Below are 21,964 nucleotides of genomic sequence, written 5' to 3'. Positions count from 1 at the left end.
TTCGTACCGCCGCCGCTGCGCGTCGGAGTGCGGCGGGACCGGACGCGTCCGCCGCACCGGTCGCGTCGGCCGGGAGCCCACCCGACCGCCTCAGTCGATGGTCACCACCCGCGCCCACGCGGGTGGCGCGTCCGGCCGGTAGTCGGGGTTGGCCTCGTTGTACCGCACCGGCCTCCGGAACAGGCCGACCACCGTACGACAGGACGGCGCGACCTCGGGCCAGGGAGTCTGCCCGTCCGTCAGCACCACGACCACGTCCGGCTGCGGCCGGGTCCGCAGCGCCGCCGCGAAGCCCGTGCGCAGATCGGTGCCCCCGCCGCCGATCAGGGAGATGCCCGCCGCCTGACAGATCGGCTGGACGGTCTGCGCGGCCGCGTCACAGGACAGGACGGTGACCTGGTCGTGACGGCCGCCGACCGCCCGGCCGATCGCCGCGACCTCCAGCAGCGCGCTGCCCAGCTCGTCGTCGGAGACCGACCCCGAGGTGTCGATCACCACCGAGACGCACGGCGGGCGCCGCCGCAGGCTCGGCAGCACCACGCCCGCCAGGGCGGTCGAGCGGCGGGCGGGCCGGCCGTAGCTGTAGTCCCCGCCCGAGCCGGGCCCGGAGACCGCCGAGCGCATCGCCGCGCCCAGTAGTTGGCGCCAGGGCTGCGGCGGGTGGAACGCCTCCTCGGCCCAGCGCCGCCAGCCCGCCGGCGTGTCGCCGGGGCGGGCCCGGATGCCCTCGGCGACCCGGAAGCGGACGGCGTCCCGCTCCTGCGGGGTCAGCCCGTGGGCGCCGTCCGGCCCCAGCTCCCAGGGGCGGTCCACGCCGTCGGCGCCGCTGCCGCAGTCCAGCCAGGCCAGGCCCGGTTTGCGCAGGTCGAAGCCGAAGCCGCGGAGGTAGTCCTCCATCAGCTGCCCCTCCGGCAGGTGGAGGCGCTTGGGCGTCAGGGCGCCCACGGGGGTGACCAGCCCGTCCCCGTACGCGTCGTCGTTGATCTCGCAGTCGGCGGCGATGTTCATCCGCAGCCGGTCGTGCCGGCCCTTCAGCCCGAGGTCGCGGGCCAGCCGGTCGCTGCGCCCGTGATGGTCGCGCAGCAGGTGCGACACCTCGTGCACCCACACCGAGGCCAGGTCCTCCACCTGGGTGCGCTCGACGAAGGCCGGGGAGGCGTAGCAGCGCCAGTAGCGGTCCACGGCCATCGTCGGCACCTGCCGGGACTCCACCAGGTGCAGGGCGAACAGCGCGGTCGCCAGGTAGGGGCGGGCCCGGACGGCCTGCAGTCGGGCGGCGTACAGCTTGTCGAGGTCCAACCGGCCGGCCTGCGGCTTGATCTGCCAGCCGGCGTCCAGGGGCGTGGGGGCCGGCCTGGCGACCTTCGGCCTGATGCGCCCGCCGACGTCCAGCGGCGTCGCGCCCGCGTTCATCGGCGGGTCTTCGCGTCGGCCCGGGCGGCGGCGAGGTCGGCCCGCCGGGACAGGGCCACCGTCGAGGCCAGGTGCTCGATCGACTCCGGTACCTCCCAGTCCTCCCGCGCAGCGAGGCGAGCGAGGTGGCCGGGACGACCAGCACATCCGGCGCGCCGGTCTCCATCGCCCGCACCAGCAGGGCCCAGGCCGAGTCCCACCTCGCCCGCTCCGGCCGATTGCGTACCGCGGCCACCACCCCGTCCAGCACCACCTGGCGCAGGTCCCCGCGCTCGGGCAGCACCGCGTTCGCCGGGTCGGCGAGCAGCTTCTCCGGGTCCGGCAGGTCCATCCGGTCCATGCTCGCCATCAGCTCCAGCCCCGGACCGTCCCCGACGGTTCCCCGGACCAGCAGCGACAGCACCTCCCGGGAGGAGCCCGCCGCGGTGGCGAAGGCGATCAGCCGCAGCGTCATGTCCCAGCTGCGCGGGGACGGCCAGGCGCCACCGCGCCGGGTCTCGGTGGTGGGCAGCCGGTGCACCAACTCCGGCCGGGCGGAGAGCAGTTCACACACCGCGCGGCGGGCGAGCGCGACCGCGGCGGGCAGCTGCGCCGGATCGAGCTGCGGAAGGGTGGCGACCGGCCACACCCCGCCGAGGCCGCGCACCACCACCTCGTGGTCGTGCACCCACTGCAGATGGACGAACCGGTTGGCCAGCGGCGGGCTCAGCTCCCACCCGTCGGCCGCCGAGGAGCGCGGGTTGGCGGCGGCCACGATCCGTACGCCGGGTGGCAGTCGGAGGGCGCCGATGCGCCGCTCCAGGACCAGCCGGAGCAGTGCGGCCTGGACGGCGGGCGGCGCGGTGGACAGCTCGTCCAGGAACAGCAGCCCACGCCCGGCCCGGACCAGGCGCACCGCCCAGTCCGGCGGGGCCAGCGGGACGCCCTGCTGTGCCGGATCGTCGCCGACGATGGGCAGGCCGGAGAAGTCCGAGGGCTCGTGGACGCTGGCGATCACCGTGGTGAGCGGCAGCTCCAGGGCCTCGGCGAGCTGGTTGAGGGCGGCGGTCTTGCCGATTCCGGGCTCGCCCCAGAGCAGGACGGGCAGGTCGGCGGCGACGGCCAGGGTGAGGGCCTCCAGTTGGATGTCGGCGCGGGGCTCGGTGCTGGTGTCGTTCAGCAGGGTGAGCAGCTCGCGGGCGACGTCGAGCCGGGCGGCGGGGGCGTGCGTGGGCATGGGTGATCACCTCGGGAAGTCGGAAGCTCGGGAAATCGGAAGCTCGGGAAATCGGAAGTAGAGGGGCTCGGCAGGGGTTCCGGCAGGCTTCAGCGCGTGCGGGTGCGCGGGTTGCAGCGTGGGCTGCACTGCGGGTTGCAGCGCGCGGCGGTGTACAGGCCGCAGCGGCGTCGGCACGGACGCCGGCGGAACGGGAAGCCGTCGGGCCCCGGGTCGGTCAGGCCCGCCCGGTAGAGGCCGTAGGCCATCCGACGCTTCGCGGCCGCCGTCAGCTCGTCCTGCAACGGGCCCGGGCGAAGTACCGCCCGGGGGCCGAGCAGGTCCTCGACCAGGGCCAGCGCCCCGGCGGTGTCGCCGTGGTCCAACCGCTCGCGCACGCCGGCCAGTTCGGTCGGATTGCGGTGCGCTTGGTCGACGGCCCGCAGGCAGGGCAGTGGGGTGCCGGACAGCGCGGCGAGCAGCTCCTCGCGGCGTAGCTGGGCCGGGTCGTGGTCGAGCGGGGTGAGCACCCCGTCGACCACGGCGATCCGGTGCCGGGCGCCGCGACAGTCCACCAGCCGTTGCGTGGGCGGTGGTTGGAGCGTCCGACTCGGCTGGTGCCCGGGCGCGAGCGCGGCCGCGACCAGTGGGTGCAGCCGCTCCGGCTCGATCGCGCCGCTGTGCAGCAGGTCGAGGTCGGGCAGCGCCCAGGTCGCCGCGTCGGGCAGCAGCGGCAGCGCCTGGAAGTTCCCGGCCGCCTCCGCGGCGGGTTCGCCCGCCCTGAGCAGCACGTGCCGCCGACGCCCCAGCCGCACGACGACGGGTCCGGCCGGGCGCCCGTCGGCGCGCAGCAGCAGTTCGGCCTCGGCGGCCCACCGGTCGACGGCGCAGCGCGGCGCCGGCGTGCCGAGTCCCTCAGCCTTCTGGGAGCTCGGCGGACCGACCCCGGCGCGCAACGCCAACTCCCCGCTCCGGTCCGCGTCCCACAGGTGCCGGTGCAGGTCGTAGCGGAACCGGCGGCTGGGATGCGGGTGCGGATGCCGGGGCCCGCCGTCGTCGTAGCCGTCCCAGAGCGCGAGGCTGATGTGCTGCCCGTGCGCCGCCCAGGCGGGTGGCGTACGGACCACCAGGGACACCGGCCGCTCGCCCGGGTAACGGGCCAGCGTCATGGTGAGCCCCGGCCGCAGCAGCCCGTCGGGGGCGGTCCTCGGCAGGTGCCAGCGCAGCAAGTCCGGTGCCAGGCGGCGCAGATCGCTCCGCACTCGGTCGGCGATCTGTTGGCCGTGGGCGCGCGAGACGTCCCGCAGCCGGAACTCGACCTCGACGTTCGCCGCGGCGCAGGCCCCGGCCCAGTCGCCGACCCGGCGCCGCGCGGTGGCGGTTTCGATCATGGAGGGCGGCACGGCGTACTCGCGTACGCGCCGCCAGAAGGAGAGGTGGGAGTCGTGCCCGATCGCGGTGTGAGTGTTCATCAGCACTCACCTTGCGCGGACGGGCCCTCCGATCTGTGATCAGCGAGAGTGGTCATCGCCGGGGAGCATAGCGCCCCGCCGTCGCCGTCCGCCACACCGATTCGGCCCGCGACCGTCCGTCGGCGCTCAAGGACCGCTGGAGGGCAGGTCGACGTCGGCCCCCGGTGGATCGCGCCGGGGGCGCTCGGTCGTGCCCTTCCCCGCGCGGGGCGATCGTCGAACCCGGTCAACCCGCTGTTCGGCTGGCCGATTTCACCCCCTTTCGTCCCCGGGTGGGTCGCGGGGCCGTGGCGCTCGGGCGCAGACTGGTCCGTACGCGGGAATTCCGACCGCAAGGGGTAGGCATGGCCGTACGACCCGTCAGGCACAGGGCAGTTGGACGGATCCGGACCGCGATCGGCGCGCTCGCCGTCGCGCTGGTGGCGGGAGTGGCGGTCGGGGTGCCGGCCGCACCGGCGGAGGCGGCCGGGGGCAAGGTCGTGTACCTGACCTTCGACGACGGCCCCAGTCCCGCCTACACGCCGCGGATCCTGTCGATCCTCGACCGCTACGGGGTGCACGCCACCTTCTTCGAGATCGGCGAGAACGTCGCGGCCCATCCCTCGCTGACCAAGCAGGTCGCCCGCCAGGGGCACAGCGTGCAGAACCACTCCTGGTCGCACCCGGACCTGCGCCGGCTCTCCGCCACCTCCTTCAACGCCCAGGTGAGCAGGACCGATCAGGCCATCCGCGCCCAGACCGGCCGCGCCCCCAAGTGCCTGCGCCCGCCGTACGGCGCGGTCAACGGCACAGTGCGCTCCCGGGCGGCGGGGCTGGGCAAGCAGGTGGTGCTCTGGTCGGTCGACCCGGCGGACTGGTCCCGACCGGGGACGGGCGCGATCCAGTCGCGGGTGCTGAACAACGTCCGTTCGGGTTCGGTGATCCTGCTGCACGACGGCGGCGGCGACCGCAGCCAGACCGCGGCCGCGCTGCCGACGATCCTGTCCACCCTCAAGGCGCGCGGGTACAGCTTCGGGATCCTGTGCTGACCGCGCCATCCCGCCCTGACCAGGGGACCTTCGGCTGACCGGTCGACCCTCGGCTGATCGGGCAGGCGCAGACGCGAAACGGCCGGCCCGGTGGCCGGCCGTTGGTCGCGGGGCCGTCAGCTCTGCCCGTTGAGGATCAGCGCCCAGGCGAGGCACCCGAGCGCGGCGGTGCACAGTAGGGCTCGCAACACGTTGAAGCGCACCCACCGGGCCTCGAAGCGCCCGCGGACCGCCGCCGGGTCGGCGATCGCCTGCGGTGTTCCGGCGGCCGCCAACTCGTCGTTCATCGGGATGTTGACCGAACGGGTGACCCCGATCGCCGCCGCGTACAGCACCAGGGCGGCCACCGTCGCGGGCAGCACGTCATGGCCGTCCGAGGGCAGGTGCAGGGCCACCGCGGCCGCCGTGGTGAGCAGGGCGCCGACGAAGCCGAGCACAAACCAGCCGTTCAGGATCGCCACGTTGACGCGCTGCATGACCTCGATGAACGTCCGGTCATCGACCCGGGCGAGCGCGGGCATCACCGAGCATGCGTACGCGTAGAACAGTCCGGCGGTCAGTCCGCAGGTCAGGGTGGCCGCCACCAGGACGAGTGTGCGTGCCGTTTCCATCTTCGCAGCCCCTCTGTTCGGCATCCGCCGGGTGTCGGCCCGGTCCCCCGTGGGCCGATCATCCGGCATCCGGGCCGCTCGGGCCACCTCGACCGCTCACAACCGTCTCAAATGACAAACCGTCAAATGACGTCTGATTTCGGCCGAGATGGGGCGCGACCAGCCGGGCCGGGAACTCGGGCTAGACCGTCGGGACCGCGCCGCCCTCGGCGTAGTCCACCTGGACGCCCGCGAGGCCTCGGGCCCAGGCGGTGGTGATCGGGGCGAGCTGGGCGCGGGTCGGCGGGGCGGGACCGAGGCCGATGGGGAGGTGGGTGCGGCCGTCGCGGGTGCGGTAGGGGTGCGGCCAGGCGTGGAGGTGGGTGGCGCCGGCTTCCTCCAGGGCGGCGAGGAGGGCCCGGAGCCGGCCGCGGACGGCGCCCATGGACTCCTCGCCGGTGGTGACGACGGCCCAGGCGGCGTGGCGGCGGTGCAGCGGGGGCGGGGAGAGCAGGGCAGGCCAGGGGTCGGCACGCTCGGTGGTGAGTTCCCAGGCGCGGTAGAGCTCCTCGGTGAGCAGGTCGCGGGTGTCGGAGCTGACCTGGGTGGTGCAGCTGCGGACCGGGGCGGAGGGGGTGAGCACGGTCAGGGGTGCGTCGGGGCGGTCGGCCGAGCCGGCGGCCAGGCCGACGGGTCGGCGCCAGTCCCAGGACGCCCAGGTCTCGGCGAAGCGCTGGAACTGGTCGCCCTCAGCGGTGTCGTGCGCATCCAGGACGGTCCGCGCGGCCAGTACCGACCAGGCCAGCGAGGGTAGTTGGCCGAACGGCGCGGAATCCAGGCCACGCGCCCGCGCCCAGGTCTTGACTTCCCGGGCCAGCCGGACGAAGTCCCGGTGCCGGTCGCCGACCGCCGTCAGGATCGCCTCGGCGTCCGTGACGGCGCTCAGCGCGATCGCGGCCGCTTCGCCCAACTCGGCCCGCCGGGCGACGGCTTGGGCGGGGTCGAGCGAACCGGTGAAGACCACGACCAGGTCGACGGCGAGCCCGCCCGCCTCCAGCCGCAGCCCCGGCACCCGGGCGCCGCGCACCTCGCGTACCTGCCGCGCCTGCGGCAGCGCGGCCGCCACCCGGGCGCGGACGCCGGCCAGGTCGGCCGGGCCGGGCAGGGCCGCCACCAGGTCGAGGTCGCCGCCGTCCAACTGACAGCCCAACCGTCGCGAGCCGACGGTGTGGACCATACCCTCGGGCAGCGCGGAAGTGATCTGCGAGGCCAACTCGACGGCGACAGCGATCCGTTCGGCGGGCTCGGGCCGCAGCGAGACCACCGGCTCCTCCGGCGGCACCCGCACCTCGCCTGTTCCCAGCGAGACCACCGCCCGCGTCCGCATCGGCTCGCCGCCCCGCCGGGAGAGCACCACCAGCTCGCCCACCCGGGCCGAGACCCCGCTGAGCCGGGCCGCACAGTCGGCGGCCACCCGCTGCGGGTCCGTGCTGCGTCCGAGGGACAGGTGCGGGGTGTAGCCCTCGGCGCGGCCCCGGCAGCGGGGGAAGCGCCGTTCGAGGGCGTGCCGCAGGGCCGCCCAGGGCTCGGGGGAGGCGGCGGCCGGGTCCAGCCAGACGGTGGCGTCCTCGCGGTGGCCGAAGGTGTGCACGCCGTCGAGGCGGGCGGTGAACGGCGCGACCTCGGCGGCGGCCGCGCCGAGCAGCGGCAGGGCGCGGTCGAACTCGGACTCCGGGACGAAACCGAACAGCAGGTTGACGTGCGGGGGCCAGCGCCGCAGCTGGGGGTCGTACGCGGCGCGCAGCCGCTGGATCGGAGGCCACAGCTCCTTGGGCGGCAGCCAGGCGACGGCGGTGCGCGCGGTCGGTGCGGCGTCGAGCGTCTCCGCGGTGGAGCCGCCGCCGAGGGCGAGGTCCACGGCCACGCCGTAATGGTCGGAGGGGTGGAGCCCGTCCTCGGTCGGGTGGTCGCCGAGCAGGGCGGCCGCGGTGGCGCGGGCGCGGTCGGAGCGGAGCAGCACGCGGTCGAGGCGGCCGGCGCGGCCGGTGAGCGAGGAGACGGCGGCGAGCGGGTTGACGGTCGGGTCGAAGGTGGGGGTGTCGTCGGCCGGGCCGTGCACCTGGGACCAGGCGTCCCGCAGCCCGAGGGCCGCGGCCGGGCCGGCCGGGCCGGAACGTCCGTCGTTGAAGTCCCCGAGCAGCAGCAGCTCGCCCTCCACCCCGCCCAATCCCACGGCCAGCTCGGCGAGTTCGGCCTGCCGTCGGGCCGGGCCGTCCGTCGAGTGGTCGCTGGTCAGGTGGACGGCGGCGACGGTCAGCGGCACATCGGCGGTCCGGAGGGTGACGGCGATGACGGCCTTGTGCGGGCCGAGCCGGCGCCACCCGGCCTCCAGCGCCGGGAGGCGGCTGAGCAGCAGCAGCCCGTGGTCGGCCACGTCGGGGCCGGACGGGTCGGTGCCCAGCGTGTAACCGTCGCGGACCCAGGGCGCGGCCAACAGCAGGGCCACCAGGGCGGGTTCGACCTCCTGCAGCGCGATGACGTCGGCGTCGGCGGCCTCCAGCGCGGCGAGCAGCAGCGGCCGGCGGCGGGCGGTGTCGATCCGGTCGGCGTCGTAGCGGTCCCACAGGGTGTTCCAGGTGATGACGCGCAGGCTGTCCGTGGCGGCAGTGCGGGCGTCGGCGCCGGCATCGCCGCCGGGCTGCCAGCCGCCCTCCGGCCGCCAGACGTGCGGCGCGGTGGCGGTGAAGAAGGGGGCGGGCAGCCGGCGCGGCTCGGTCCGGTGTCCGGCCTCGGTGGTGTCGAGGAGGTCCACGCCGGTGGCGCGGTCCCAGACCCGCACACCGTCGGCCTCGACCCAGTGCACCCGGTGCCAGGGGATCTCGCCGGAGGCGGCGAAGGCCTCCAGCGGGACGCGCTTGGTGCGGTCGTCGCGCTGGCGCACACCCAGGGTGAACCGGGCCGGGTCGAAACGGGCGTCCCAGCGGATGCGCTGGCAGACCTGTTCGATGGGGCGCATCAGTCCTCCTCGGGGCCGAGTGTGTCGGGTGTGTCGGGCGAGTGGAGCGCACCCGCCGTGTCCTCCACGGTGCCACCCGGGCCGACGTACCAGGTGCGGTGGGCCTGGCCGGGGTAGGGCGGGCTGTAGCGGTGCAGCTGGGCCGTGAGCACCTCGGGCGGCACCGGGTGCGGTCGGACGGCGTTGCGGCGCAGCAGCTCCTCCTCGCCGACCAGCAGCACCACCTGGGTGACCAGGGCGTCGCGACGCTGTGCGATGGCGTGGACGTGGGAGCGCTGGTGGCGGTTGAGCGAGGTGGCGTCCCAGACCGCGGTGGCGGCCGGGTCGGCGAGCGCCTCGTCCAGCCGGTCCAGGGCCTCGCGCAGCACCTCGGGGTTGTCACGCTGGTCGGCGCGCGAGCCGCGGGCGGCGCGCAGGTCGTCCAGGCTGATCCGGGTGGCGGCCCCGGGCAGGGTGGCGGCGAAGGTGCTCTTGCCGCTGCCGGCCGGGCCGCTCAGCTGGACCAGTCGGGGGAAGCGGCCGTCCCGCCAGCGCCAGGAGGCGGCGACCGCTTCCTCGACGGTGGAGATCCGGCCGAGCGCGTAGGCCTCGCGGGCCTGCGCCCAGCAGCGGTCGGCGGCGTCGCGGCCGAGGTCGGCGAGCGCCTCGCGCAGGCCGGTGCGCAGCCGGCCGAGCGGGTCGGGGCCGAGCAGTCCGGCGTCCTCGGCGTGCAGGGCGGACCAGGCGACCTGCTCGCGCTCGGCCTGGCCGGGGGCGGCGGTCGCGGCCACCGCGTGCAGGACGCCGAGGTCGGCGGCGAAGGAGAGCCGGACGAGCCCGGCGCGGCGGTCCTCGTCCGGGTACGGCTGCTGCAGCCGGGGGTGCAGCCCGACCAGGTCGGCGACCCGCCGGGCCAGCGGCAGGCCGAGCCGCCCGGCGAGCCGCGGTGCCAGCTGCTCCCGGCAGGCGGTGCGCAGCGCGGTGGCGAGCACGCCGGCCAGCCGGGCGTCGCCGGTGCGGCCGAGTTCGTCCAGCCGGGCGGAGACCTCCGCCAACTCCTCCGGCGGGCAGCTCGGTTCGGACAGTCCCAGGGCCTCGGCCAGCAGCGGGAGTTCGGGCAGTTGGCCCGAACGCACCGACCACAGTGCGGCGTTCGGCCCGAGCCCGTTCTCCACCACGGCGGCGTGCATCCAGTGGGTGTCGGTGCGCACGTGCTGCGGGCGGACCCACTTGGCGATCCGCTCGCCGAACTCGGCCCGGGGGAAGCCCCGGACGGTTCGGACGACGTACCCCTCCTGTCGGTCGAGGTCCAGCCGCAGGGCGCGCAGCGCGCGTTCGTCGTAGCGGCCCCGCCACAGCACCCGGGGCGTGGGGACGCCGAGGTGGCGCAGGAAGCGGACGGTGCCGTCCCAGTCCAGGCAGTGGTCCTGGTCGGTCCAGACGGAGAAGCCGTAGAACCAGCTGTCCAGGTCGGTGTACGGGATGGAGTGCCGGGCGAACAGGTTCTCGCCGCAGATCCGCCAGCCGTCCGGGATCCTGGCGCCGATCCGGCCCTGCAGGCCCTTGACCCAGGCCCGGGAGGGGTGGTGGGCGGAGTCCAGCGAGCGGGCGTGCAGGCCGTCGGGATAGAGGGTGGTGTTCTCGCCGTCGAGCTTCTCGGTGACGACGACCTCCGCCCCGGCCAGGCCGGAGAGCTCCCCGGTCCGTACGTCGTCCGCCGCCACCCCTGGTGACCAGGGGAGATGCGGCGTCCGGGGGTAGTGCACTCGCATTTCGGGCTCCCTGAACGTCCTTGATCCGGCGGACACTGTAGGAGCGCGTGGGAGGGTCGGGCCACCGATTATCGGCGCCGGCGCAGACCCGGGGCCCGCCGCTCGGGTCCGTGCCGGGCCCGCGACGATGCGCGGGAGGCAGGCTCTAGTCGATGCGGTGCTCGCGCCAGAAGGGGCCCAGGTCGACGCGGGTGGCGGCCTGGGCGGCGTCCTTGAACTCGGCGGTGGTGGAGACGCCGTTCCAGTGCGCGTGGGCGTAGTCGCGCAGTAGGGCGGACATGGTGTCCGGGCCGATCAGGCGGCGCAGTTCGTGCAGGGCGCAGGAGCCGTGGTCGTAGATGACGGCCTCGTAGCGGTCGGGGTGGGTGTCCCAGTAGCTCATCGGGTTGGTGAGGTGTTCGGCTGCGGCCTTCCAGGGCGTGGCGGCGGTGCAGCCCTCGCCGGTGTCGTTGAGGGCGAGGTCCATGGCGTACTCGGCGAAGGACTCGTCCAGCCAGGGCGCGTGGTACTGGTCGTCGCCGACGATGCCGTACCACCACTGGTGCGCCAACTCGTGGATCACGGCGGAGGGTCTGATCCGGGCGAGGACGAAGGCCGGGTACTCCATGCCGCCGAACGGGAAGGCGTTGTCGAGCACCACGGCCAGGTCGCCGTACGGGTAGGTGCCGTAGTTCGCGGAGTGCGCGTCGATGGTCCGCAGCGACAGGTCGAGCATCTTGCGGGCGTCCTCGGCGTTGACGGCGGCGACTGAGTAGACGGCGATCCGGACCCCGTTGCCGGACTGGCCCGCGATCCGGCTGAACGGCCCGGCCGCCCAGGCGAATTCGCGTACGCGCTTGGCGGTCGCCCGGGTGACCGTACGGCCCGGCTCGCCGGGGGTGTCGACGGCGGTGCCGGTAGCGGGGACCGACAGGTCGGCGGGGTGGTCGAGGGTGACGGCGAAGTCGGAGGTGAGAGCGTAGAAGGACTCCCCGAGCTCGGAGTACGGGTCGAGGTGCCAGCCCGCCCCGTCGCGGACGGCGAGGACCGGCAGGGCGTTGCCGACGAAGCTGAAGGCGCCGTCGCGGCCGAAGCGGTCGATGCCGTCCGGGACGTCGATGGCGAGGTCGAACTCGACGGTGCCGGAGGCGCCTTGGGCCAGCGGGCGGGGCAGCGGGACGCGCAGTGCGGTGCAGGCGACCTCGAAGGTGCCGTCCAGGCCGCTCATCCGGACGGACGGGGAGGCGCAGCCGCCGCGGAAGTTGTCCCAGAGCCGCAGGTACACCTCGCGCAGCGGTTCGGGCGAGGCATTGGCGAAGGTGATCCGCTCGTGGCCGTGCCAGTGCGCGCCGGTGGCGTCGCTGCGCAGCTCCACGGTGTAGGCGGGCGTGCCGGGGGTGCGCGTCTGGTCGGCGGGGGTGCGGCCGGTCGGGGCGGCGGCCACCGACAGGAGCACGGCGAGGACGGCGAACAGGGTGAGGGGGCGTCGCACGCCGTGAACTCCTGTCGTTGGTGTGGGAATCAGGTGAGGTGTCGGGCCAGAACCCGCTGGACCGCGCGGTCGACGGCGGGCAGTGCGGTGGCGAGGTCGGTGTAGACCACGCCCTCGACGGTCGCGACCGTGTGCAGGCCCTGGACCAGGAAGGTGTACTCCCGGCCGCGTTCCAGCAGCAGCACGATCGGCTTGCCGAAGGCACTGGCCCAGCCGATCTCGATGTGGGTGCCGGGTGAGGCCGGCGAGCCGGGCAGGGCGACGAACAGCTCGGCCTTGCGGATCTCGTCCTGGTCGAGCTTGGTGCACTGCTCGGGCCGCATCAGTTCGGCGCCCCAGGCTTCCCGGCGGTGGGCGTTGTGTACGGCGGTGCCCTGGGCCTCGAAGTGTTTGATCAGCAGGTCGAAGGGCGCCCGGGCGCCGGCCGGCATCTCGCCGGTCGCCGGGTCGATCAGTTGGATGAACGGGCCTGCCAGGAACAGGGATCGGGGCGGGGCGTGGGTGTGCTCGGTCATGGCGGTCAGTCCTTCAGGAAGCACTGGATGTAGGCGTCGCCGCTGGTGCCGTAGGTGTACTCGGTGGTGTCGTAGGCCGTGTACGGGTGGCGCTCGACCCGGATGCGGCGGAAGTGCGGGGTGTACTGCCAGCGCAGCTCGGGCTTGGTGCTGAAGAAGGGGATGAACACGCCGCCCGGGCGCAGAACCCGGACCACCTCGGGCATGGTCCGGGCCCAGAGCTCGGTGTCGGTCCACACCTCCATGTCCAGGGCCGGGTCGAAGAACATGCCGTCGATGCTCTCCGAGGGCAGCTCGAAGATCCGCTGGAAGAAGTCGCCGCGCTCGACGGCGAGGTTGGCGGGCAGCCGTGGGTGCTGGTCCCGGAACAACTCCTCGACCTCCTCGAAGAGTTCGAGCACGGTGTGGCTGCGGGTGGCCGGGTTCCCGGCGATCCGCAGGGCGGACAGGCCGAGGCCCAGGCCCACCTCGTAGAAGTCGTGGCCGTACTCGCACAGGAGGTCGGCGCTGGCCCACATCAGGTCCCGCTCCCAGGCCTGCATGGCCTGCTCGCCGCCGATGCTGAGGGTCACCTCACCGTCCTGCTCGATGAGTTGGATCTCGGGCTTGGTGCTGGGTGTGGTGGTCACGGGGGTGTCCTCCGGTCGGGGGTGCGGGGGCGCTGGGGTTCAGCCGGGCAGGACGCCGAAGTGGCGCCGGGCCGTGGAGACGGCGAGGTCCTGGACGGCGAAGACGGTGAAGTAGTACGCCTGCGGGGCGGTGGCCGGGGCGAAGTGGACCCGGAAGTGCACGTCCTGCGGCTGCCCGGCGACGGCGCGGACCTTCGCCCACTCCGGCTCTACGGTGGTGTCCTCGCGCAGGTAGCCGGGCACGAACAGGCCGAGCCGCACCGGACCGCTGCGGGCGGGCGAGAGCGAGGCGCGCACCTCCAGGACACCGCCCTGGCGGACCTCGTCGGCGCTGTACGCCAGCAGGGCGGGCGCCTCCGGTAGCCGGAAGGTGACGTCCCCGCAGCGCATGCAGACCGCGCAGACGGTATCGAGCACGTTGGGCAGCAGGCCGCGCCGGGTGAACTCCTGGGCGGGTCGCCCGCAGTGGCAGGTCACCTCGCGGACCTCGGGGTCGAGCGAGCTGCGGTCGCCGAAGTGCGCCGGGTAGTTCATCAGCTCGTCCTCGGGGTTCGCCGTGACCTGCCCGGCGATCACGTGGTCGAGTGACTGGAGGTCGGCGGTGAGCGAGGCGCGGACCTCGTCGGCGGACTGGTCGGCCAGATGGGTGGGGCGGGCCACCCAGAGGTCGACCTTGCGGGCCAGCTTGGTCAGCCGGGGCCGCAAGGCGTGGTTGTGCGGCAGGAGTTCGGAGCCGAGCAGGGCGGTCAGCCGGCGGCCGACGGTGAGCAGCAGGGGGTCCGGCCGGTGGTCGGCGAACACGGGCTGCGCGGTCGGCGTCGAGTCCGGCAGGCCGAAGCGCAGGAAGGCCGGGTACGGGTGGGAGCCGGCCAGGCTGGCGTTCAGGGTGTCCACGGTGTCCCCGCCGGCCAGCGCGGAGCGCATCCAGGCGACGTTCTCCGGCCGGTCCGAGTCGTGCACCGAGACGGCCGCGACGACCGTACGGGCGGGCCCGTCCAGGGCGTTCAGCAGCAGCTGGTACTTGGGGTCGTACAGCGCGAGGTCGGCCAGCGGCCCGCTGTTGCAGGCGCTGAGGACCACCTCGACGGCGGGCACCCGGTGCAGCGGGACGAGCTTGTCCTCGGGCTTGTAGCAGGGCAGCCCGTAGGCGCAGCGCGGGCCGAGCAGTCCGGGGCGCGCGGGGGCGGCCGGGTTGAGGCCGCAGATGGTGAATTCGCCCAGATTGACGCTGTCGTCCTTGCCGTGGCCCTGGAAGGCGACCTTGCGCCAGCGGCCGGCGAGGATCGCGGACTGGATGTCGACCCGCTCGAAGTCCCGGTCGTCGAAGACCTGGATGCCGGGCAGGTGCGGCGGTCGGTCGGTGTCGGTGAACAGGCCGACGCCGTCCACCCCGGCGTCCGGGCGGACGTACTGCTTGGCGATGCTCCAGGCGAGCGAGGCGGCGTCGCGCCCGCTGAGCAGGGTGAGGGCGTGGGTGCGGCTGCGGTAGGTGGCGAGCAGCAGCGAGCGCACCGGGTCGAGGGTGAGCCGGTCGTAGCAGCCGACCAGCAGCAGGGCGCCGTGGTGGTCGCGCAGGAAGGCCGGGGCGTCGGCGAGTTGCTCCTCGGTCAGCCACTCGCGGGCCAGGGGGCGGGACAAGTCGGCGACACCGTCGGGGAGTTGTTCCGCGCCGAGGAGGACACCGTGGTCCAGCGGGCGCGGCCGGTCGAGCGCGGTGTACAGCCGGGCGGCGAGCTCGACGCTCTGCGCCAGGTCGTCCCGGCCCTCGACCGGGACGGGCACCGCCACCGGCCCGGGAGCCCCGTCGGCCTCCGCTGACTCCAGGAACTCCTTCACAGCTGACGGGAGTTGGGTGAAATTGACCGGCCGGAAGAGCTGGTCTGCGGACTTCATCGTCGGTGACCTCGGGGTCGGGAGGGATCTCGCGGGCAGGCAGGGCAGGAAAGGCAGGTAGGACAGGAAGGAGGTGGTGTCATGCGGCGCACTCCGGCTCGGTGGCGGCGGTCGAGTCGGTCGAGTCGGTCGAGGCGGTGGCGGCCTTGGCGGCAGTAGTGGCGCGGGAGAGCAGCGGGCGGCAGGCGAAGGCCAGGGCGGCCGCGGCCAGTGCGGCGCCGAAGGCGACCGCGAAGACCCCGCGCGGCCCGAGCGGCTCCACCAGCAGCCCGCCGGCCTGCTGGCCCGCCGCGTCGCCGAGCACGGTGGCCAGCGAGGCCCAGGTGAAGGCCTCCGCCAGTGAGCGTCCGTCCGCCACCGCGCCGACCAGGGTCATCTCCACCGCCGACACCAGGGCGATCGGCGCGCCGCCCACCGCGAGAGCAGCCGCCAGCAGCGGCTGGGAGGTGGCGGCCAGGGTCAGGCCCGTGCCCAGCGCGTACGCCAGGACCAGGCGCGGCAAGCGCACCGGAGCGGGGACGTCGGACTGCGAGCGGCCGAGCCAGACGGCGCCCAGCGCGCTGCCCACGCCCCAGCAGGCGTAGACCGCGCCGGTGCCGCCGGGGGAGCCGTGCGCGGCGACGAACGCCGGGATGGCCAGGGTGAGCAGCCCGATCGGCACCGCGCAGGCGGCCATCACCGCGGTCAGCACCAGCATGGCGGGGCTGCGCAGCGGACCGATCGGGTCGCGCCGCTCGGTGGACGGCTCGGGGTCCGTCCCGGCGGGCAGCCGGACCAGGGCGAGTCCGAGCGCGCCCAGGCCGCCGAGCGCCGCCACGGCGGTGAGGGCCAGGGCGGCGGAACCTGCCAGCATCAGCCCGGCCAGCATCAGCGGCGCGCCGATCACCAGCACCTCGGCGAGGATCGCCTCCCAGAGGTAGGCGGTGTCCCGCTCGGTTTCCGCGAGCGGCAGTCGGGCCCAGAGCGAGCGCATGCAGGCGTTGGCGGGCGGCAGGGCGATACCGGCCAGGGCGGCGACGGACGGCTGGGCCCAGCCGCCCGGTCGGGTGCCCCAGGCGAGCCCGGCCAGCGCCGCCGGGTAGAGCAGGCCGGTGACGATCAGGACGGGCCGGCGCCCGGCGCGGTCCAGCCGCCGGGCGACCAATGGGCCGCCGGCCGCCATCCCGGCGGTGTAGAGCGCGCTGGTCAGCCCGGCCTGGGCGAAGCTGCCGTCCTGCTCGCGCACGACCAGGACGGTGGCCAGCGACATCAGGTAGACCGGCAGCCGGGACACCACGCTCCACCCGGCGACGGCCGGCACGTGCGGGCGGCGCAGCAGGGCGCCGAGGCGGCGGGCCAGGGTGTCCCTGGGCGGCGGGGTGGTCTCGCGGGGCAGGGTTTCGCTCACCGGGTGCCTTCCAGGGCCGGGCTGTCCGTCGGCGTGGAGCCCCCGATGGGTACGGACGTGAGCTCGATGGTGAACTTGCCGAGCACCTCGCGCATCCTCCGCTCCACCTCCTCGATCGAGGCACCCACCACATGGACGTACCCCGAGGCGTTGTGCGAGGCCCGTCGGGCGGACACCGTGTCGCCGACACCGACCTTGAGAACGGCCTGGACCACTCCGGGGACACGCAGCAGTTCCTCCGTCGGGGTGATCCGGTGGACCGTCCCGGAGCCCGGCAGCGGCAGCAGGAGGTCGCCCGCGCAGCGCCGTTGCCGGTAGCGCAGGTCGGGACGGGTGCCCCGGTAGACGTCGAGGGTGGCGCCGAAGACATCGAAGCCGTACGCGTGTCCGTGGTTGGCCGGGATCTCGCAGCCGGCCAGCCGCAGCCCGATCTCCCCGGCGTACAGCCGGCCGTCGGTCAGGAAGAACTCCATGTGCGCGTAGCCGTGGTCGATGCCCATGCCCGTGACGATCCGCTGCAGCAGGGCACGCAGGTCGACCGGCGGGGCCTCGTCGGTGCCGACGCTGATGTTGGCGTTCATCGCGCCGTCCACGATGTCCAGCGGACGGCAGGGCATCGCGCTCGGCCAGGCGTCCAGCACGTCGCCCCGGTGGATGACCGCGCAGACCTCCCACTCGGTGCCGCCCAGGAACTGTTCGACCATCCAGTCCCGGGCGGTGAGGTCGATGCCGTCGAGGGACTGCGGGCCGTCGAGGCGGTGGGTGTCCACGCAGGCGAAGGAGTCCACCGGTTTGAGCACCAGCGGCCAGCCGTGCGTGGCGGCGAACCACTCGATCTCGGCGGCCGTCCGGACGCGCGTGAACTCGGCGGTGCGCAGACCGAGTTCACGGAAGCGCCGTTTCATCTCGGCCTTGTCGCGCACCCAGGCGACCTGCTGCCCGCTCAGGTGCGGCAGTCCGGCCAGTGCCGCGAAGCGGTGGGCCGGGGCCTGGCGCGGCTCGGAGGGGTTGCAGAACCTGGTGGGCGCGACGGGGAGCTGCCCCGCCACCCAGTCGCGGTAGCGCGCCGCCTCCTGCTCCAGCGGGACCCCGGCGCGCACCCAGAAAGCGGGCAGGTGGGCGGTGCGGCGCAGGTGGTCCTCGGAGAGGTCGTCGCGCAGCTCCTCGAAGCGCAGCAGCACCAGGTGCTCGGGGAGCGTAGCGGCGGCGTGGCGGGTGAAGGAGGACGGCCGGTCGTCCACCAGCAGCAGTACCGGGTCGGGCGTGCTCACACCGCCTCCAGCGCGCGCCGGATCGCCTTGACCGCCACGGCCTGCTGCTCCTGCGGCAGTTCGGGCGAGAGCGGCACGCACAGGGTGCGGTCCAGCAGGTCGCGGGTGCGGGCGAAGCCGTCCCGGCTGAGCGCGAGCGGACGGCCCTCGGGGGCGAGGTTCCAGGGGAAGCCGTCGGCGTACAGCGAGCGGCGGCCGGTCAGCACCGGGTGCTCGGGCAGCAGGTACTTGCCGAGCGTCCAGTTGGCGATGCCCTCGGCGGTGAGGGCGGCCACGGCGGCGTCGCGCAGCTCGCGGGACTCGCAGCGGAACCGCAGGCTCACCTTGACGTCGCCCCTGGTGCGCGGGAGCACGTGGAGGTCGGTGCGGTCGGGCAGGGCCTCCATCGCCAGGCCGTACATCCGCTCCAGCCCGGCGAGTACGTCGTCCAGGTGCCGGAACTGCTGGCACTGGATCGCCGCGACCTCCTCGCTGGTGACGAAGTTCTCGCCGTAGTAGGCGTCCTGGTTCCAGGTCGGGTAGTGGCCGGGGACGCGCGCGGACCCGTGGTCGTGGTAACAGCGCATCGCCGCCCAGGCCTGCTCGTCGTCGGTCACCACCAGCCCGCCCTCGCCGGAGGTGAGCACCTTGTTGTGGTGGAAGCTGAACACGCCCGCGTAGCCGGCCGTGCCGACCTCCCGGCCGTCGGGGAACCGCCCGCCGAGGGTCTGCGCGCAGTCCTCGATGACGTACGGCACGCCCTGCGGCAAGGTGGCGACCGAGCCCTCCATGTGGGCGACGATCACCCGTTGGGCGTCCGGCGGGAGCAGCGACGCGTCCAGGGCGAGCGACTCGTCGGCGTCCACCAGGACCGGGATCAGCCCGCTGGAGAGCACCGCACCGGCCACCGCGACGAAGGTGACCGCCGGGATGTACACCGTGTCGCCGACCGAGGGGCGGGTGGAGACCAGGGCCAGCCGCAGTGCCTCCGTGCAGTTGTGCACGGCCAGGGTCCGTGCGGCGCCCAGGCGTTCGCTCACCAGGCGCTCCAGCCGGGAGGCCGCGCTCTCGTGTTCGGTCTGGTAGCGGAACAGCACCTTGTGGTCGATCACCTCCCGCAGCTCCGTCATGTCCTGCCAGTCGAGGTAGTTGGCGCCGTACGGGAGGAAGCGCTGGCCTTGCCGGTGGTGGAGGGTCATCGGGCGTCGGCCTCCGTGATCGGGTGCGTGGAGCCGTCGACGCGCAGCTGCTGGCCGCGGAAGTTGTGCAGCAGCAGGCCGCCGTCGGGCGTCTCGGTGAAGGAGGGGCGGGAGACCGGGATCTTGCCGATCTTCGTGGTCAGGACGTACTGCGGCACGGCGAAACCGGTGATGTGGCCCTGGAGGCCGTCCATGATCTCCCAGCCCTTCTCGACGGAGGTCATGAAGTGCGCGACGCCGGTCACGTTGTCGCAGTGGTACAGGTAGTAGGGGCGCACCCGGATCCGCAGCAGCTCGGTCATCAGACGGCGCATGGTGGGCACGTCGTCGTTGACGCCGCGCAGCAGCACGGTCTGGTTGCCGACCGGGATGCCGTGCCGCAGCAGGCGGTCGACTGCGGCGGCGGACTCGGGGGTGATCTCCTTGGGGTGGTTGAAGTGGGTGTTCAACCACACCGGGTGGTAGCGGGAGAGCATCGTGCACAGCTCGTCGGTGATCCGCTGGGGGAGGAGCACGGGGAAGCGCGAGCCGATCCGGATGATCTCGACGCTGGGGATCCCCCGCAGACCGGCGACGATCTCCTCCAGTCGGCCGTCCTGGTAGCTGAGCGGGTCGCCGCCGGTCAGCAGCACGTCGCGGATCTCGGGGTGGTCGGCGATGTAGCGGAGGTCCTCGTCGTAGGAGCCGCCCTCGTCGTCGCGGAAGTAGCTGCCCTGGAGGTCGGTGGTGTGGAACTTGCGGGTGCAGTGCCGGCAGTAGACCGGGCAGGTCTCGGTGACCAGCAGGATCACCCGGTCCGGGTACTTGTGGACCACCCGGTTGGTCCGCCGGTAGAGGGTGTCGCCGACCGGGTCCACCTCGGCGCCCGGGAAGTCCAGCAGTTCCTCCGCGGCCGGGACGGCCTGCTGCCGGACGGGGCAGCTCGGGTCGTCCGGGTCCATCAGGGAGGCGTAGTACGGGGTGACGCTCCAGCGGTAGCGCCCGGCCACCCCGGCGATGGCGCGCTCCTCGTCGGCGGTGAGGTTGATCCACTGCCGGGCCTTCTCGGCGGTGTTGATGCGCTTGCGCATGTGCCAGCGCCAGTCGTCCCACTCGGCGGGGGTGGGCTCGGCGGCGGGGCGGTCTCGTTCGGTGTGGTCTCGTTCGGTTCGGGCGGAGTGGGACACGGTGGCTCCGTACGGGGCGGCGGGTGTCGGGCGCGGTCGGTGGGGCGGTCGTCGGGCGACTACGGCGGCGCGAGCAGCAGTTGGCGGACGGTACGGGCGAGGGCCTGGGCGCCGCGCAGATCGTCCAGATCCGGGCCGAGACCGGCCCACTGGACCTCGGCCGGCGGCGGCTCCCAGCGGGTCGGGTCGGCGGGGTCGGCGGTGGGGACCGGGACGAGGTGGGCGACCCGTTCGGCCAGGGCGCGTTGCGCGGGGCCGAGCGGGGGCAGGAAGGCGAGCGGGGCGCGGCGGGCGCGGGCCAGCGCGAGGGCGGCCATGGTGGGGGAGGCGAGCAGGAGTTCGGCCTCGGCGTGCCGGGCGTCGACGTCGGTGTCGGCGGCGCGGACGGTGGTGGTGTCGGGCAGGTGAGCTGTGGCTGCGCGGACCTGGTCGAGGGAGGTGTCGCAGATGACGGTGCAGGAGCCGGTGCGGCGGACGGCTTCCCCGACCAGGGCGGGGAGCCTGCGGTCGGTGAAGGCCTCGGCCTCCGCCGTGGGGAGACCCCAGAGGGAGATCAGTAGCAGGGTGCCCCGGCGGTCGCGGTTGCGGGTCAGCCGGGCGGGGGCGAGCAGGCCGGTGGGGCGGATGCCGGGCGGGCGGTCCAGCCAGCCGGGCCAGTGGGCGCGGGTGAGCAGGCCTTCGGCTGAACCGGTGGCCGGGCCGGTCGCCGGGGCCTCGGGCAGGGCCGAGGACAGGTGCAGCACCGGAACACCGAGGCGGGTGAGCCGCGCGGTGACCGCCTCGTCGTCGCAGACCAGGGCAGCCGCCGGCTGCTCGGCGTCGGCGGTGCCGAGCCCGGATGGGTCGTCGAGGTGGGGCAGGTCGTCGAGCCCGGGTGGGTCGTCGAACCGGGGCAGGTCGCGGAGGTGGGCGGCGATCCGGCGCAGGGCGAGCAGGGAGTCCAACTGCTCCTCGCGGCAGGCGAGCAGGACGGACGCCCGGTTGGTCAGTACTGCCACGGCGTCACCGTCCCGAGCCGGGCGACGTCGTCGCTGTACCCTGCCGCCGTGGTCGAGCAGCCACTGCACACCTGCGGGCCGCGCTCCCGGAAGTAGTCGACGTGCGCCCGGAACGCGGGGGTGTCCAGCAGGATGACCCCGCCCTCACGGATCGGCGCGCCGCCCGGCCCGTCGGCGTCGTCCCGGTGCGGGATGCAGCTGCAGGCGTGCATCCGGCCGCGCTTGCCGTCGATGTAGATCACGTCGTCGGTGACGCGGCAGAGCGGCAGCGAGGCCCGGGGCGGGGTCGAATCCTCGAAGTACTGCCACTGCTCCTCGGGCGTGTCCCCGTAGAAGCGCTTGCCCATCGGGACCAGGACGCTTGCCGGGTCGGCCTCGTACAGCGGGTCGCAGACGGCGCGTACGTGCTCCGGGTCGGGGTAGCGGATGGTGCGGTCCAGCTTGAGCGCCGACAGCTCCCACTGGCGCACCCCGGCCTCGGTCAACACCCGCTGGAGTCCGGGCATCTCGGTGTAGTTGTGCGGCCCGACCACGGTGTTGACCCGCGGCAGCACGCCGAGTTCGGCGGCGAGCCGCAGCCCGCGCAGACCGGCCTCGAACATGCCGGGGGAGCGGCGGTAGGTGTCGTGGGTCCCGGCCGAGGCGCCGTCCAGGCTGACGATCACCTGGGCCAGCCCGGCCGCCGCCAGGTCCTTGGCGTGCTTGGGCAGGAGGGAGCCGTTGGTGATGATCGACATCTTCATGCCGGCCTCGGTGCCGGCCCTGACCAGCTCCACGACCTCCGGGTGCATCAGCGGCTCGCCGCCGGTGAAGCGGACGTACGCCACCCCGACGGCGCGGGCCTTCGGCAGCAACTCGGCGAAGTCGGCGGGGGAGAAGCGGAAGGTGTCGCGCGACAGTGCGAACTCGCACATGAAGCAGTCGGCGTTGCAGGCTTCGAGGATGCGGATGAACAGGTAGCGGGGGCGCGGGTGCGTGGTGGAGGACACGA

The 21,964-nt window shown here is 74.2% G+C and carries 16 protein-coding genes and 1 pseudogene; 1 reads left to right on the top strand and 16 read right to left on the bottom strand.

The window, feature by feature from the left end:
- Window positions 1–90: 90 nt before the first annotated feature.
- The 3 genes and pseudogenes from ABZW30_RS24270 to ABZW30_RS24260 all read right to left on the bottom strand — a co-directional run bounded on the left by ABZW30_RS24270 (window position 91) and on the right by ABZW30_RS24260 (window position 4,080).
- Window positions 91–1,413, bottom strand: a complete 1,323-nt coding sequence (locus ABZW30_RS24270) for a VWA-like domain-containing protein (RefSeq protein ID WP_355673277.1) — start codon at window positions 1,411–1,413, stop codon at window positions 91–93.
- Window positions 1,410–2,629 (bottom strand): annotated as a pseudogene (locus ABZW30_RS24265) (MoxR family ATPase). Before ABZW30_RS24265 ends, ABZW30_RS24270 begins: the two are co-directional and overlap by 4 nt.
- Window positions 2,630–2,718: 89 nt before the next feature.
- Window positions 2,719–4,080, bottom strand: coding sequence for a hypothetical protein (locus ABZW30_RS24260; protein WP_355673276.1), 1,362 nt, complete (start codon window positions 4,078–4,080; stop codon window positions 2,719–2,721).
- 344 nt (window positions 4,081–4,424) lie between these two features.
- On the opposite strand from ABZW30_RS24260, the gene ABZW30_RS24255 reads away from it, so the two are divergent.
- The gene (locus ABZW30_RS24255) at window positions 4,425–5,108 is read left to right on the top strand and encodes a polysaccharide deacetylase family protein (RefSeq protein ID WP_355673275.1); all 684 of its coding nucleotides are present in this window, start codon (window positions 4,425–4,427) and stop codon (window positions 5,106–5,108) included.
- Window positions 5,109–5,224: 116 nt separating this feature from the next.
- On the opposite strand, the gene ABZW30_RS24250 is transcribed toward ABZW30_RS24255, so the two are convergent.
- The 13 genes from ABZW30_RS24250 to blsE form a co-directional block, all read right to left on the bottom strand.
- Entirely contained in the window at window positions 5,225–5,719 is a 495-nt protein-coding gene (locus tag ABZW30_RS24250; protein WP_355673274.1) for an anthrone oxygenase family protein, read from the bottom strand.
- A gap of 181 nt (window positions 5,720–5,900) precedes the next feature.
- On the bottom strand, window positions 5,901–8,714 hold the full coding sequence (locus ABZW30_RS24245) for an RNA repair domain-containing protein (protein ID WP_355673273.1): 2,814 nt from the start codon (window positions 8,712–8,714) through the stop codon (window positions 5,901–5,903).
- Window positions 8,714–10,465, bottom strand: a complete 1,752-nt coding sequence (locus ABZW30_RS24240; RefSeq protein ID WP_355673272.1) for an RNA ligase family protein — start codon at window positions 10,463–10,465, stop codon at window positions 8,714–8,716. Before ABZW30_RS24240 ends, ABZW30_RS24245 begins: the two co-directional genes overlap by 1 nt.
- A gap of 145 nt (window positions 10,466–10,610) precedes the next feature.
- Window positions 10,611–11,936, bottom strand: a complete 1,326-nt coding sequence (locus ABZW30_RS24235; RefSeq protein ID WP_355673271.1) for a M1 family metallopeptidase — start codon at window positions 11,934–11,936, stop codon at window positions 10,611–10,613.
- Between the two features lie 29 nt (window positions 11,937–11,965).
- On the bottom strand, window positions 11,966–12,451 hold the full coding sequence (locus ABZW30_RS24230; protein ID WP_355673270.1) for a nucleoside 2-deoxyribosyltransferase: 486 nt from the start codon (window positions 12,449–12,451) through the stop codon (window positions 11,966–11,968).
- Between the two features lie 5 nt (window positions 12,452–12,456).
- Window positions 12,457–13,080 (bottom strand): class I SAM-dependent methyltransferase, encoded by a 624-nt coding sequence (locus ABZW30_RS24225; protein ID WP_355673269.1) that lies wholly within the window; start codon window positions 13,078–13,080, stop codon window positions 12,457–12,459.
- A gap of 39 nt (window positions 13,081–13,119) precedes the next feature.
- Window positions 13,120–14,973 (bottom strand): hypothetical protein, encoded by a 1,854-nt coding sequence (locus ABZW30_RS24220; RefSeq protein WP_355673268.1) that lies wholly within the window; start codon window positions 14,971–14,973, stop codon window positions 13,120–13,122.
- Window positions 14,974–15,052: 79 nt separating this feature from the next.
- The gene (locus ABZW30_RS24215; RefSeq protein WP_355673267.1) at window positions 15,053–16,360 is read right to left on the bottom strand and encodes an MFS transporter; all 1,308 of its coding nucleotides are present in this window, start codon (window positions 16,358–16,360) and stop codon (window positions 15,053–15,055) included.
- Window positions 16,357–17,631, bottom strand: coding sequence for an ATP-dependent carboxylate-amine ligase (locus ABZW30_RS24210; protein WP_355673266.1), 1,275 nt, complete (start codon window positions 17,629–17,631; stop codon window positions 16,357–16,359). The genes ABZW30_RS24215 and ABZW30_RS24210 overlap by 4 nt, the downstream gene beginning before the upstream one ends.
- A complete protein-coding gene (locus tag ABZW30_RS24205; protein WP_355673265.1) occupies window positions 17,628–18,809 on the bottom strand; it encodes a DegT/DnrJ/EryC1/StrS family aminotransferase in 1,182 nt (393 codons plus the stop codon). Before ABZW30_RS24205 ends, ABZW30_RS24210 begins: the two co-directional genes overlap by 4 nt.
- A complete protein-coding gene (gene blsG / locus ABZW30_RS24200) occupies window positions 18,806–19,975 on the bottom strand; it encodes an arginine 2,3-aminomutase (RefSeq protein WP_355673264.1) in 1,170 nt (389 codons plus the stop codon). Before blsG ends, ABZW30_RS24205 begins: the two co-directional genes overlap by 4 nt.
- 59 nt (window positions 19,976–20,034) lie before the next feature.
- Window positions 20,035–20,973: a CGA synthase-related protein gene (blsF, locus tag ABZW30_RS24195; protein ID WP_355673263.1), complete on the bottom strand. Its 939-nt coding sequence runs from the start codon at window positions 20,971–20,973 to the stop codon at window positions 20,035–20,037.
- Entirely contained in the window at window positions 20,961–21,962 is a 1,002-nt protein-coding gene (gene blsE / locus ABZW30_RS24190) for a cytosylglucuronate decarboxylase (RefSeq protein ID WP_355673262.1), read from the bottom strand. The genes blsF and blsE overlap by 13 nt, the downstream gene beginning before the upstream one ends.
- Window positions 21,963–21,964 lie beyond the last annotated feature (2 nt).

It is taken from the genome of Kitasatospora sp. NPDC004669, assembly GCF_040609455.1.
Taxonomy (GTDB): Bacteria; Actinomycetota; Actinomycetes; order Streptomycetales; family Streptomycetaceae; genus Kitasatospora.
The sequence above is the reverse complement of the archived record's forward strand: the minus strand, read 5'-3'. Positions and strand labels throughout refer to the sequence as shown.

Coding starts and splice junctions, on each gene's coding strand:
- ABZW30_RS24270 (WP_355673277.1), bottom strand. CDS start 1,413: ATGAACGCGGGCGCGACGCCGCTGGACGTCGGCGGGCGCATCAGGCCG.
- ABZW30_RS24260 (WP_355673276.1), bottom strand. CDS start 4,080: ATGAACACTCACACCGCGATCGGGCACGACTCCCACCTCTCCTTCTGG.
- ABZW30_RS24255 (WP_355673275.1), top strand. CDS start 4,425: ATGGCCGTACGACCCGTCAGGCACAGGGCAGTTGGACGGATCCGGACC.
- ABZW30_RS24250 (WP_355673274.1), bottom strand. CDS start 5,719: ATGGAAACGGCACGCACACTCGTCCTGGTGGCGGCCACCCTGACCTGC.
- ABZW30_RS24245 (WP_355673273.1), bottom strand. CDS start 8,714: ATGCGCCCCATCGAACAGGTCTGCCAGCGCATCCGCTGGGACGCCCGT.
- ABZW30_RS24240 (WP_355673272.1), bottom strand. CDS start 10,465: ATGCGAGTGCACTACCCCCGGACGCCGCATCTCCCCTGGTCACCAGGG.
- ABZW30_RS24230 (WP_355673270.1), bottom strand. CDS start 12,451: ATGACCGAGCACACCCACGCCCCGCCCCGATCCCTGTTCCTGGCAGGC.
- ABZW30_RS24220 (WP_355673268.1), bottom strand. CDS start 14,973: ATGAAGTCCGCAGACCAGCTCTTCCGGCCGGTCAATTTCACCCAACTC.
- ABZW30_RS24205 (WP_355673265.1), bottom strand. CDS start 18,809: ATGACCCTCCACCACCGGCAAGGCCAGCGCTTCCTCCCGTACGGCGCC.